Here is a 13,707-nt window from a genome sequence, read left to right on the forward strand (position 1 = left end):
CACCTAGTTGGGCTTTTTGTATTTTGTAACTGCCGTTATAAGAGTTCTATTTCAACAGTTTCGCCTTGTGCAATGTTTCCACTTTGTGCAGGGACTACAATTAAACAGTTAGCTTTACTAAGAGACGACAGTACGCCTGAGCCTTGTTTTTCAACAGGTGTGACAACAAGGTTGTTGTTTTCGTCGTTACTGGCAATACCACGTTGAAAGTCTGTTCGGCCTGGGCGCTTTTTAATTTGTTGAGTTGTGACTGCTTTTAAACGAAGTGTGGTTTTAGGCTCATTGCCAGATAGTTTAGTCAATGCTGGTTTTACAAGTCGCTCAAGCGTAACGGCTGCAGAAACTGGATTGCCAGGTAGACCAAAAAAGTAGCTGTTAGGCAATTTACCAAAGGCAAATGGTTTGCCTGGTTTCATGGCTATTTTCCAAAAGTGTATATCGCCAATGTCGTTTAGTACTTCTTTTGTGAAGTCGGCTTCACCAACCGATACACCACCAGAGCTAATAACGGCATCGGCATGCTCGTCCGCTTTTAAAAAGGTTTTTTGAATAAGCGCTTTATCATCGGGAATAATGCCAAAATCAATTACCTCTATATTTGGATTATTAAGCTCGCTAATAATGACAGCGCGATTACTTTCATAAATAGCGCCAGCTGGAAGTGCATTACCCGGCTCTATCAGTTCGTCTCCAGTTGAGAATACGGCTACTTTGAGTGTTTGGTAAACGTTTACTTCGTTAATACCAATAGAGGCTAATAATCCAACGTCTACGCCTTTAAGCTTTCTGCTTGCTTTTAATACCACACTGTTTTTTGCAATATCTTCACCTGCAAAACGGACATTGTTATTGTGCTCAATAGTGCCTGTAAAAGTAATTTCATCGTTATTTATAGTGGCGTTTTCTTGCATAACAACCGCGTTAGCACCTGGCGGAAGTGCTGCACCGGTCATAATTCTTACGCATTGACCGGGCGTTAGCGTTTTGTCGAAGGTTTGACCCGCAAATACACTGCCTATTTGCGTGTAGGTGGTTAGGCCGTCGCTAATACACAATGCATAGCCGTCCATCGCAGAGTTGTCATGTGCGGGCACATTAATTGTTGATTGAACATCAGTAGCCAAAATTCGGCCAACACTACTCATTACAGGTATTGTTTCGGCATGCTTATTAAAGCTAATTGCATCTAACATATTACTGATTGCGGTTTCTATTGGTAATAAACCGGGTGCATTGCAAACATCGTTCATATATATTGCTTACTTAATTCATTTTTTAAAACAATACTTACAATGTCAAAGCTTTACAATACATGGCTGGGTTATTTTTTGTTTGGTATTTGCGTGTTTTCAAGCTCGTTAAACGCAAAAGAAACAATACATGTTGCGGTGGCAAGTAATTTTAAAACCGTGTTACAAACTTTACTGCAAGACTCCCCAATACCGGGTATACAAGTAAAAATATCAGCGGCTTCTAGCGGTGTTTTATATTCTCAAATTGTACATGGAGCGCCGTTTGATGTGTTTTTATCGGCTGACGATGTACGCCCGCAAGCTTTAATAAAAGAAGGATTTGCTAGTCAAAGTAGCTTAATTACCTATGCACTTGGTGAACTTGCTGTGTGGCAGCCCAATGCTAATAGAGTAAATAATAAAGTGGCAATCGCTAATCCGCGTTTTTCACCTTATGGGCAGGCGTCTGAGTTTTACGCGAATGCCAATTTTAAAAAGCCAATAAATTATGTGTATGGTAATAATATTACGCAAGCTTTTCAGTTTGTTCAAAGTGGGAATGCATCTGTAGGGGTCGTGGCTGTCTCTACATTAAAAATGGCGTTTAATAATAGCCAGGACCCACAGTATTTGTCGTACAAGTTAATACCGCCTAGCGAGTATCCCGAAATTATTCAACAGGGGGTTATTATTAAATCGAGTAAAAAACTGGCAACCGCTCAAAAGCTTATGGACTTTTTAATGACCAACAGCACTCAACTTAAGCTTGTTGAATTAGGATATAGAACAAAGGATAGCAATGCTTCAAAGTGATTTAACTGCGCTGTGGTTAACAATTAAACTAGCCTTTATAACCGCTATATTACTACTCGCTTTTTGTATTCCTGTTGCATACAAACTAGCGGGGTACAAAGGTAAGTTTAAACCGTTTTTAGAAGCGCTTATTGCAATGCCGTTAGTATTGCCACCGACCTTGCTTGGTTTTTATCTACTGGTTTTATTTTCGCCCACACATGCTTTTGGGCAATTTTGGTTTTGGCTAACAGGCACCCAACTTGCGTTTAGTTTTCAGGGTGTTGTTATTGGTTCGCTTTTTTATTCTTTGCCGTTTGTGATGCAACCCTTAGTGGCAGGGTTTAAGCAGATTAACCACACCTATAACGAGGCTGCAATTGCCTTGGGTTTGAGCCACTTTAAGCGTTTTTTTTACTTAATATTGCCGTTGTTAAAACCTAGTATTGGTAGTGCATTTGCACTGGGGTTTGCGCATACGCTCGGGGAGTTTGGCTTAGTGCTGATGATTGGTGGCAATATACAAGGAGAAACACAGGTTGTTTCTATTGCTTTGTACGACCATGTAGAGTCGTTAAACTATGCAGCGGCGCATCAGCTTTCGCTTATTTTACTCGCTATTTCATTTGCGTGTTTAGTGCTGTTATTTAAATTTAATAAAAGCATAGTGGGGGTTAAGCAATAGTATGATTAAGTTAGCCCTTTATAAATCGCTAAATAGCTTTGATTTAGACATAAACCTTCATCTTGAATCTTTTACTATTGCGGGAATTTTTGGCCCATCGGGCTCGGGTAAGTCCACCTTGCTACGTTGTATTAGTGGCCTTGAGGGTGAGCAGAGTGTTTATATAAATGATAAATCGGTACATCACTTACCAACTGAACAACGCGGTGTTACGTTGCAAGTTCAATCTTGCCCATTATTTCCGCATTTGGATGTAGCAGGTAATTTAGCGTTTACACAAAAGCATTGTTTTAATAGGCAAACTGACTTAACTGAACAAAAAGTTATTGATGCACTTGAGTTACACCCCTTACTTAAACGCAACGTTCAAAGCTTGTCTGGCGGGGAGCGCCAACGGGTGGTGTTTGCACGGACGTTGTTAGCAGGTCAAAAATTAATTATTTTAGATGAGCCATTTAGCGCACTTGATTGGCCGCTGCGCTTTAAAACACTCTCAACATTAAGTGAATTGGCGGCAACGTTTACTATTAAATTTATTATAGTGAGCCACTCGTTAAAAGAACTATTATTTTGTTGCGATACCCTGGTGCAGCTCAATAACGGTAAAGTAATTAACCATGGCCCGAGTGCGCAGGTGGCTAAAGCTATTTACGCTAATAATAAACAAGCACCGCTGAGCTTAATTAACTTTCAAATCATTACATTTGATGAAAAATACGGTGTGTATTTGCTTAAACTACACAAAAGCGAGCAGCAGCTATTTGCATTACCGAGCGCTGTAGAGCAAGGAAATAAACTTATATTAGAGTGTGAGCAAATATCGGTAAGTGCAGAAACGCCATTGAACACAAATAACAGCAATGTTTTAATATGTACGCTGCACAGTGCAGAACTTATAGATAAAATATGGCAACTTACGCTAGATGTAGACGGGCAAAGCTTGTATTGCTTACTTTCACCAAGAGTATGGGATCAAAAAAACTATAAAGTAGGCGATACACTTTATGCGACTATTCATAATCTAGAGTAGTGTAAAGTGGGTTTTAGCTGCACGTAGCACAATGACTGTTTTTTGTGATTTTAAAGCGATTAAACTCCATACTCAAACCATCAACCAGCAGTAAATGTTCGCTCAACCCGCTTGGTAATCCAGCAAGCATTTTTAACGCTTCAGTGGCCTGAATACTGCCAATTAATCCTACAATGGGCGATAGCACGCCTGATTCTGAGCAGCTTTGTGTCTGATCAGACATAAACTGCGATAAACACTCATAACAGTGGCTATTTTCTTGCATTGTAAAACAGGCAACTTGGCCTTCCATTCTAATTGCAGCGCCCGATACTAGTGGGGTTTTTGTTTTATAACAGGCTGTGTTTAATACATTACGTGTAGTTAAGTTATCAGAGCAATCAATAACTATATCAATATTTTTTAATAGCTCGTCAAGCTTTGACTTTTCGTCTAAAAATACATCGATTGTATGTATATCTATTTCATCATTTAAGCTAGCTAGCTGCGCTTTAGCGGCGTGTGTTTTTAAGCTTCCCACATCTGTTTGTTTGTAAAGCACCTGCCTTTGCAAGTTTGTAGCATCAACCACGTCGTTATCTACAAGCGTTAACGTACCCACACCTGAGGCAGCTAAGTACTGTGCAACCGGGCAGCCTAAGCCACCTAAACCTACTATAACCGCATGAGATTGCCATATTTTTTCTTGCCCCTCTATATCTAATTTAGGAAGCATTATGTGGCGCGAGTAGCGTAGTTGTTGTTGGTAAGTCAGGGCTGGTTTAGTCATTAGCGGCTTCTCATTATTTTTATACACAATAGCAATTTTTAGAATATGTGGGCAAGAACGAGGTTAAAAGTAATTGCACTGTTAGTGCTCACATTGATTACCTTAACAGTGCAAATGAAAATTATAACGAATTAGAAAAAACATAAGTTAATGATTTTTAATGAAATAAATTATTGGCTCACTAATTGCTCAGCATGGTTAACGTGAAATTAACAAATATAGCAGTGTAATTAATAACAAAGTAGTAACTGCTATAAATAACTACAAACGTAACTAAGGAAAAATAACATGCAACCGAGTACTGGGTTTAACCTCATATCGTTTAGCGGAAAAATGAAAATACTGCATTTAAGCTGGATGGTGTTTTTTATCTCATTTTTTGTCTGGTTTAACCATGCGCCATTATTAGGCGCTATAGCGGGTTCGCTAGGTATTACTATGGCACAAGTAAAAACGCTGCTTATTTTAAATGTGGCACTAACCATTCCTGCTCGCGTGGTTGTGGGCATGTTAACTGATAAATTTGGGCCTCGCATCGTTTATGCTTCATTACTGATTTTATGTAGCATCCCATGTTTTATGTTTGCGATGGCTACCACGTTTGAGCAAGCCGCTATCGCGCGTTTTGCACTTGGCTTTATTGGTGCGGGTTTTGTTGTGGGCATTCGCATGGTGAGCGAGTGGTTCCCGGCAAACGAGTTGGGTACAGCAGAAGGTATTTACGGTGGCTGGGGTAACTTTGGCTCGGCAGCTGCTGCAATGCTATTGCCTGTATTAGCGCTTATGTTTGGCGGTGACGATGGCTGGCGTTATGCGATAGGCCTAACCGGTGTATTAAGTGTCATTTTTGGTGTTATTTGGTACATCAGCGTAACTGACACGCCAAAAGGTGGCACTTACTTTAAACCAAAAAAAGTAGGAGCAATGGAAGTAACCAGCAAAGGCGACTTTGTACTACTTCTTATAATGAAGCTACCTATGTACGGTGCTTTAGCACTACTTACTTGGAAGCTTTCTCCTACTGGTGCAAATTTACTTTCTGAAAATTTTGTTATTGGTACATATGTATTTTTGGTGCTGCTTTATCTTTATGAAGTTTATAAAACGTACGACATAAACGGCCATATTTTTAAGCAACCTGTTCCAGAATCACACCGTTACGAATTTAAACAAGTTGCAGTTTTAAATATTCTTTATTTTACAACGTTTGGCTCAGAGCTTGCTGTTGTATCTATGTTGCCATTATTTTTTAGTGAGGTGTTTGGCCTTGATATGGTATACGCAGGCTTACTTGCATCAGCGTATGCGTTTATGAATTTAGCTTCTCGCCCGGGTGGTGGTTGGATCTCAGATCGAATGGGTCGTCGTAAAACACTTATTTTACTTACCACTGGCTTAGCTGTAGGTTATTTTGTTATGGGCTTAGTTGACGCTAGCTGGCCGCTTTGGCTTGCAGTTGCTGCTGCCATGGCGTGTTCGTTTTTTGTGCAAGCCGGGGAAGGCGCTGTATTTGCGGCTGTACCACTTATTAAACGCCGTTTAACGGGTCAAATTGCAGGTATGACGGGAGCTTACGGCAATGTAGGAGCTGTTGTGTATTTAACGGCGCTCTCATTAGTTGATTACCAAACATTCTTTATGATTATTGCGGCAAGCGCATTATTAGGCTTAGGTGCATTATTTTTCATGAAAGAACCCGATGGCCACATCACAGAAGTAAACGAAGATGGCACCGTTGAACTTATTTCTGTGACTTAAGGCATACATATGTTTGATGAAACCCAAAAAGCCAGCGCACTTACAAACGAACTTAACGTTGAGTTTGGTGGGCACAGTAGCAAAGGTATAAAAACCGAAAATCAAGATGCGTTTGCTGCTCTTAATACTCAAGCGCAAGAAAAAGAGTCAAAAGGGGTTATTGCCTGCTTGGCCGATGGGTGTTCATCAGCAAAAAATGCTAAACAAGCGTCACAGTTATCGGTAACGCACTTTATAAATGAGTATTTAAATACACCGCCAAGTTGGGCCGTTAAAAAGTCGGTATCTAAGGTATTGGCCAGTTTAAATCAGTGGCTTTATTCGCAATCGGTTAACTACAATCACCTTGGCCAGCGCCAAGCAGATTGGATGACCACGTTTACAGCGCTTATTTTAAAATCGGCCACGGGTTATATTTTTCATTTAGGTGATACCCGAATTACGCGGTTACGTGCAAAAAGTATGGAGGCGATAACACGCGACCATAAAGTAAACGATACCCTAACGCGAGCTTTAGGCGCGCAGCTTCATCAAGAAATTGATGTATACGAAGTTGAACTTAAAGCTGATGATATTTATATACTTACCTGCGATGGTGTACACGATGTATTGCCAAACAGTGATATACAAAAGCTAATTGATGAGCATACTAATTTAGAACACGCAGCAAAAGCAGTGACAGAGCTTGCCATAGCAAGAGGCAGTGACGACAACGTAAGCTGCCTACTTGTAAAAGTGAATAGTATTGCAAAACAAAATTTAGACGAGTTATATCACTCTTTAACTAGGCGAAAAATTCCGCCACCGTTAAAAGTTGGCCAAAAAATTGATGACTTTACTGTTATCCGTGAATTACACGCTAGTAGCCGCTCGCACATTTATTTAGTGCAACAAACACCCGATACGCCGCCGGTTGTATTAAAAGCGCCTTCGGTAAATTTTGAAGACGATGTGCACTACCTTCAAGGCTTTATAAGAGAAGGTTGGGTAGGGCAACGTATTAATCATCCCAATGTAATGAAGGTTTTAAATACGCAATCTCAAAGCCTGTTTTTATATCATATTTGCGAATACATGGACGGGCAAACACTGAGTGATTGGAAGCATGATGTGCCGCATCCAGAAATTACTCAAGTGCGCAGTATTATTGAACAAATAGTACAAGCACTTAGAGCGTTTCAGCGTTTGGATATGGTGCATCGCGATTTAAAACTCGATAACGTGATGATAGACGCTCACGGCAAAGTAACATTAATCGATTACGGCACGGTAAGTGTTGCGGCTATGGATGAGTCGGTAAAGCAAATTGCAGATGATTGCCCGCAAGGTACGGTAGATTACACCGCACCAGAGACGCTTATCACTATGCATGCCGATTTTAAGAGTGATTTATTTTCGCTAGGCGTTGTTGCGTACGAATTATTATGTTCAAAATTGCCGTATCAGCCACTCGCGCATAATCATGTACCAAAAGATTACAGTCACTGGCAATACACTAGTATTCGTAAACACAGAGCAGATATCCCGTTTTGGTTAGATCAGGCTTTAATGAAAGCATTGGCTCCCAAACCTGAATTCAGATACCACGCATTTTCTGAATTTATAAGCGATATCAATAAACCTAATCCACATTTAAAAAGTACCGCCCCGAAAGACTCAATAATGAAACGCGATCCGGTTTTAGTCTGGAAAAGTATTTCGTTGTGTTTATTTATAGCCTTGGTGTGTGTACTCATAATTAAAAACTAAGAGATAAACATGTTAAATCATAAAAAAAACTTACCTATTATTTTTATACTGGGTAGCTTAACTGCGCCTTCAATTAGTGTTGCAGCGCAAACCGATCTTAACTTTAGACTGCGTTTTGAAAGCGCAGAGCAAGATAACGCGTTAAAAGATGCAAGTAGCTTAACGCTGCGCACACGCCTTACTCATAAAACAGATGAAGTGAATGGTTTTTCTGCACTTATTGAATTTGAAGACAGCCGAAGCCTGTTAGGTGTTGACGATTACAACAATACACTGGGTAAAAATACTAATTACTCAGTAATAGCCGACCCAGAAACTACAGAAGTAGATCAAGGTTTTATAAAATACGCGAAAGATTCGTTATCAATTAAAGTGGGTAGGCAAGTAATAGCGCTTGATGGACAGCGGTTTGTGGGCCACGTTGGCTTTAGACAAGACAGGCAAACTTTTGATGCGGCAACAGTCAATTACACGTTTAATGATATTAATTTACACTATAGCTACATAAGCAAGCGCAACCGTATATTTGCCGAAAGCAAAGATATTGATTCATCCGATCACCTTATCAATGCAAGTTTTAAAACAAGCTTGGGTAAAGTGGTTTTATACAGTTATTTATTGAGTAACGACGCAGTAGATGATGACAGCTTAGATACTTATGGCGTTTCTTTTAGTGGGAATAAAACACTCAGCAATACTAAGGTTTACTATAAAGCAGAGTACGCCACGCAATCTGCATCAACAAGCATGAGTGATTTTGATGCTGATTATTATGCATTTGAAGGCGGCGTTGATTTAGCCGGTTTAGGTATTAAAAACGTGACACTAAAAGCCGGTATTGAGTCACTGGGCTCTGATGATGGCGATTATGGTTTTGCCACGCCGCTTGCCACTATGCATAAATTTAATGGCTGGGCTGATACGTTTTTAGCAACGCCTGCACAAGGGCTTGATGACACTTATGTAAGCTTAAATGGTAAAGCCTTTGACGGTAAATGGTTAGTTGCTTATCACAGCTTTGATGCAAACGATAATGCAAATGGCGTTGATGATTTAGGCTCAGAGCTAAACGTGCAATACGTTAAGCCTATTAATAAAACCTATGCCGTTGGCGCTAAATATGCCGATTATTCAGCAGGCGATAGCGCTGCAGGCAAAGTTGATACCCAAAAACTATGGGTGTGGGTGAGCGCTAAATTTTAAGTATTTAACCAGAGCTCTGGTTATTTAATTTGAAGCGTTACAAGTTGGTGCAATAGCGCCAGCTTGTGGTGCTTTCACTTCTTTTTTACTGCACCAATTTGGTTAAGTCACTGTAATATATTGATTATATATCTGGCTTGCATATTGCTATAACAACTACATAACAAATTATACGTTTAAAGTACTCATTTATGCATTGAGTACTTTGAACAAAATAGGTGATTTTAATGCCAAGCAAGCAGCGTGTTGTCGTCGTAGGAAACGGGATGGTTGGGCATCATTTTGTACAGCAGCTAGTATCGCAGCAAGGTGATAACAAAAATGTTGATATTACCGTGCTCAGTGGTGAAGACCGCCTCGCTTATGACCGCGTTCAGCTCTCGTCATTTTTTAACGGTAAAACCGAAGACGATTTAGCACTTACCTGCAGTAAAACCTATCAAGATTGGCAAGTGTGTTTCCATACTCATTCTAAAGTGGTTGATATAAACCGAGATGCAAAAAAAGTTACTACTGCAAAAGGCGAGTCATTTGAATACGACAAGCTAATACTGGCTACCGGTTCATTTGCATTTGTGCCACCCATTCCAGGTAAAGATCGTGATCATTGCCTCGTTTACAGAACCATTAACGATTTACATGCCATAAAAAAATCAGCACAAGATAGTAAAGTGGGCGTAGTAATTGGTGGTGGTTTACTAGGACTAGAAGCTGCAAATGCGTTAAAGCAGCTTGGCTTGCAAACCCATGTAATAGAATTTGCACCTCAACTTATGGGCGTACAAATAGATGGTGCTGGTGGGCGATTACTTAAAAATAAAATTACTGAACTTGGCGTTAAAGTGCATACCTCAGTGGCGACAGAGCAAATTATAGAGGGTGAAAACAGCCGTTATAAAATGTGCTTTAAGGGTGGTCAAACCCTAGAAACCGACATGATAGTATTTTCGGCCGGTATTCGCCCATACGATAATTTAGCTCGCGAGTTTAATTTAGAAATAGGTGAGCGTGGTGGCATCGTAATAAACAACCATTGCCAAACGAGTGATAAAAACATATACGCTATAGGCGAATGCGCCCTTTGGAATAACTTTATTTTTGGCCTTGTAGCACCGGGCTACGCTATGGCAAAAGTAGCTGCGGGGCATGTTTTAAAGCAGCTTTCTTCAAGTACAGCTTCAAACACACCTTTAAGCAACTATTCAAACAATACTGATGAATTTAGCGGTGCCGATATGAGCACCAAGCTTAAATTAATGGGTGTTGAAGTGGGCTCAATTGGTGATGCCCACGCCCGCAGTGAAGGCGCAATTAGCTATTACTTTGAAGATCAACTAAGCGGTATTTACAAAAAAGTAGTCACTAATGAGCAAGGCAATAAGCTCATAGGTGCTGTACTGGTTGGCGATACCAGTGATTACGATAATTTATTGCAGTATCACTTAAATAGTATAGAGCTTAGTGTGCCCGCAGAGTCTTTAATAATGCCGCTTGCAGGTGACACGGGCGAGCTAAGCGCTGATGATTTGCCACAAGATGCCATTATTTGTGCGTGCCACAAGGTTACAAAACAGACCATTGAACACGCTGTTATGCAAGGTTGTAGCGATTTAAATAAAGTGCAGCAAGCTACTAAAGCAAGTACGGGGTGTGGAGGCTGTGAAAAATTAGTACAAAGCGTTATTAGCAGTGCACTTAATAATAAAATAGCCACGTTAACGTCAGTAGATGAGCCAGTCTCACAGAGCGCTTAACACTCACAATAAGAGAGCAGTATGGAAACTTTAAACACTTGTTCAAACACGCCTTTGCTTAAACAAACTACTTGTGCTTATTGTGGTGTAGGGTGCGGGGTTGATATTTCATTATTAAATAATACCCCAACAAAACTTGAAGGCACGCGCGAGCACCCCGCTAATTTTGGCCGTTTATGTGTTAAAGGCACACATTTGCTTGACACCACCGGCAGTGATAACCGCTTAACCTCGCCCCTTATTGATAACGAACCCGCTAGCTGGGATACGGCAACTGATTACGTTGCTAATAGATTTAACGCCATTATTAAAGAGCATGGGCCGGAATCGGTTGCGTTTTATGTATCGGGGCAGTTACTCACTGAAGATTACTACGTTGCCAATAAATTAATGAAAGGCTACATAGGCTCAGGCAATATAGATACAAACTCAAGGCTGTGTATGTCATCGGCGGTTGCCGGTTATAAACGTGCGTTTGGTGAGGACGTAGTACCATGTACCTACGACGATTTAGAGCAAACTGAGCTACTTATTTTAATTGGCTCAAATGCAGCGTGGACACATCCGGTGCTTTATCAACGTATGGAGCGCGCAAAAAAGCTTAATCCAAACATGAAAATAGTGGTTATCGACCCACGAAAAACTGATACAGCCGAACTTGCCGATACCTTTTTAAATATAAAACCAGGCAGCGACGCAGCACTTTATAACGGCTTACTTAATTATTTAAGTGAACATAACTATTTAGATACACAATTTATAAACGCGCATACAAATGGCTTTGAAACAGCGCTTGTAGAGGCTAAAAAGTGGAGTATTAAAGCAGTAAGTGACTTTTGTGATATTGATGCGCAGCTAGTCAGTGACTTTTACGCCTTATTTGCACAAAGCCCAACCGCCATTAGTTTTTATTCAATGGGTATTAACCAATCAAGTTCAGGGGTTGATAAGTGTAATGCCATTATAAATGCGCATTTAGCGTCTGGTAAATTGTTAAAACCTGGATGTGGTCCATTTTCTATAACTGGGCAGCCTAATGCTATGGGTGGGCGTGAAGTAGGGGGCTTGGCAAATCAATTAGCAGCACATTTAGACATTGAAAACGACGCGCATCAACAGTTAGTGCAGCGTTTTTGGCAATCACCAACAATAGCTAAAAAAGCAGGGTGTAATGCGATTGATATGTTTGATGAAATCGCCAAAGGAAAAATAAAAGCTATTTGGGTAATGGCAACCAATCCAATGGTAAGCCTACCTAATAACGCAGCAATACAACATGCACTTGAGCAATGTGAGCTGGTGGTTGTGTCTGACTGTATTGCCAAAAGTGATACGCTAAAATTTGCTAATGTGGCGTTTCCATCAACCGGATGGGGCGAAAAAAATGGCACAGTGACTAACTCAGAGCGCAGAATATCAAGGCAACGCCCGCTAGTTGAGCCTTTCTCAGGAGCTAAAAACGATTGGCAAATAATGTGCTTAGTTGCCAAAAAAATGGGCTTTGAAGGATTTGATTTTACAGACCCAAGTGGCATTTTTGAAGAATGGGCACAACTGACTGATTTTGAAAATAATGGTGATAGGCTATTAAATTTATCAGCTTTAGTAGGGCTTTCGCAGCAGCAATACGATAACTTAAAACCCGTTATGTGGCCGGTACTAAAAAATGAGCCAAATAAAAACGGGCAGGTTTTTGCTAATAAACAATTTAGCACCGCGGATAAAAAAGCCCGCTTTATACCTATAACGCCCAAACTTCCTGTGCAACAAACGTCAAGCGATTACCCCTTTGTAATGAATTCAGGGCGAATACGCGATCAGTGGCATACAATGAGTCGTACCGGGAAAAGTACAGCCCTTTCTACTCATATAACGCGCCCATATATTGAAATAAACCCCATAGATGCCAGCAAATTAAACATAAAAGCAAACGACTTAATAACCGCCAATGCTAAAACTGGGCAGGTTACGGCTCATGCAAAAGTGACGGATGCTGTGCGTAAAGGCGAATGTTTTATGCCTATTCACTGGAACAAGCAATTTGCCTCATCCGCAACGGTAAGTGGGCTCTATCAATCGGTTGTTGACCCTATATCGGGCCAGCCTGAGTGTAAGCATGGTGCTGTTGATTTATCTAAAGCGCAGTTTGCTCAGTACATGCAAATTTTTAGCAAAACAGAGCTTAAAATAACCGGTGATTTTTGGCTTAAAGTTAACGCAAGTAATTGTGTTAACTACCAGTTAGCGCTGAATGAGCCGCAAAATGATTTGCTTTATTATTGCCAAACACTGACAGGGTTACAAGGGCAGTGGTCGGCAATGGGCAGTGTAAAAGCCATGCATATTCAATGTATTCAAAACGAGCAGTTAGTGTTTGTTGCGGTTGTTTCGTTAGCTCAAAAAGACATATCACTTGAGTGGATAAATCATTTATTTGCAGAGCCTTTAATAACCTTTAGCCAATTACAGTCATTGTTGTATGCCATGCCCGATGAAGAATTTACCCAAGGCGCGCAAGTATGTAGTTGCTTTAAAGTACGTGAACAGCCCATTATAAACGCCATTAAATGTGGTGAAAATACAGTAGAAAAATTGGGGTCTAAATTAAAATGCGGCACTAACTGTGGGTCGTGTAAAACCCAGTTAAGCCAATTAATAAAGCAACATGGTACAAAAAACGCTAACAGTATTGATGTTGCGGTTGTCATTTAAAGTGCTATTTAGACAAATAACAT

Annotated in this window: 10 protein-coding genes; 8 read left to right on the forward strand and 2 right to left on the reverse strand. The window is 40.4% G+C overall.

The window, feature by feature from the left end:
* Positions 1–35: 35 nt before the first annotated feature.
* Positions 36–1,250, reverse strand: coding sequence for a molybdopterin molybdotransferase MoeA (gene moeA / locus AC27JL_RS08235; protein ID WP_487195352.1), 1,215 nt, complete (start codon positions 1,248–1,250; stop codon positions 36–38).
* 42 nt (positions 1,251–1,292) lie between these two features.
* Between moeA and modA the strand changes: the two genes are divergently transcribed.
* Genes modA through AC27JL_RS08250 form a run of 3 tightly spaced genes read left to right on the forward strand, consistent with a single transcriptional unit; the run spans position 1,293 to position 3,739 of the window.
* Positions 1,293–2,045, forward strand: a complete 753-nt coding sequence (gene modA, locus AC27JL_RS08240; RefSeq protein WP_487195353.1) for a molybdate ABC transporter substrate-binding protein — start codon at positions 1,293–1,295, stop codon at positions 2,043–2,045.
* Positions 2,032–2,709 (forward strand): molybdate ABC transporter permease subunit, encoded by a 678-nt coding sequence (gene modB / locus AC27JL_RS08245; protein WP_008131252.1) that lies wholly within the window; start codon positions 2,032–2,034, stop codon positions 2,707–2,709. The genes modA and modB overlap by 14 nt, the downstream gene beginning before the upstream one ends.
* 1 nt (position 2,710) lies before the next feature.
* The gene (locus tag AC27JL_RS08250; RefSeq protein WP_487195354.1) at positions 2,711–3,739 is read left to right on the forward strand and encodes an ATP-binding cassette domain-containing protein; all 1,029 of its coding nucleotides are present in this window, start codon (positions 2,711–2,713) and stop codon (positions 3,737–3,739) included.
* A gap of 13 nt (positions 3,740–3,752) precedes the next feature.
* Here AC27JL_RS08250 and AC27JL_RS08255 read toward each other — a convergent pair whose 3' ends face one another.
* Entirely contained in the window at positions 3,753–4,508 is a 756-nt protein-coding gene (locus AC27JL_RS08255) for a HesA/MoeB/ThiF family protein (protein WP_487195355.1), read from the reverse strand.
* Positions 4,509–4,796: 288 nt separating this feature from the next.
* Between AC27JL_RS08255 and AC27JL_RS08260 the strand changes: the two genes are divergently transcribed.
* The 5 genes from AC27JL_RS08260 to AC27JL_RS08280 all read left to right on the forward strand — a co-directional run bounded on the left by AC27JL_RS08260 (position 4,797) and on the right by AC27JL_RS08280 (position 13,684).
* Entirely contained in the window at positions 4,797–6,266 is a 1,470-nt protein-coding gene (locus AC27JL_RS08260; protein ID WP_487195356.1) for a NarK family nitrate/nitrite MFS transporter, read from the forward strand.
* Positions 6,267–6,275: 9 nt separating this feature from the next.
* Complete coding sequence (locus tag AC27JL_RS08265) at positions 6,276–8,015, forward strand: bifunctional protein-serine/threonine kinase/phosphatase (RefSeq protein WP_487195357.1); 1,740 nt, start codon at positions 6,276–6,278, stop codon at positions 8,013–8,015.
* Between the two features lie 9 nt (positions 8,016–8,024).
* Complete coding sequence (locus AC27JL_RS08270) at positions 8,025–9,218, forward strand: alginate export family protein (protein WP_487195358.1); 1,194 nt, start codon at positions 8,025–8,027, stop codon at positions 9,216–9,218.
* Positions 9,219–9,445: 227 nt separating this feature from the next.
* Positions 9,446–10,972, forward strand: a complete 1,527-nt coding sequence (locus tag AC27JL_RS08275) for an FAD-dependent oxidoreductase (protein ID WP_487195359.1) — start codon at positions 9,446–9,448, stop codon at positions 10,970–10,972.
* Positions 10,973–10,993: 21 nt separating this feature from the next.
* The gene (locus AC27JL_RS08280) at positions 10,994–13,684 is read left to right on the forward strand and encodes a nitrate reductase (protein WP_487195360.1); all 2,691 of its coding nucleotides are present in this window, start codon (positions 10,994–10,996) and stop codon (positions 13,682–13,684) included.
* Positions 13,685–13,707 lie beyond the last annotated feature (23 nt).

Source organism: Pseudoalteromonas sp. 4NS20-0020 (genome assembly GCF_057554385.1).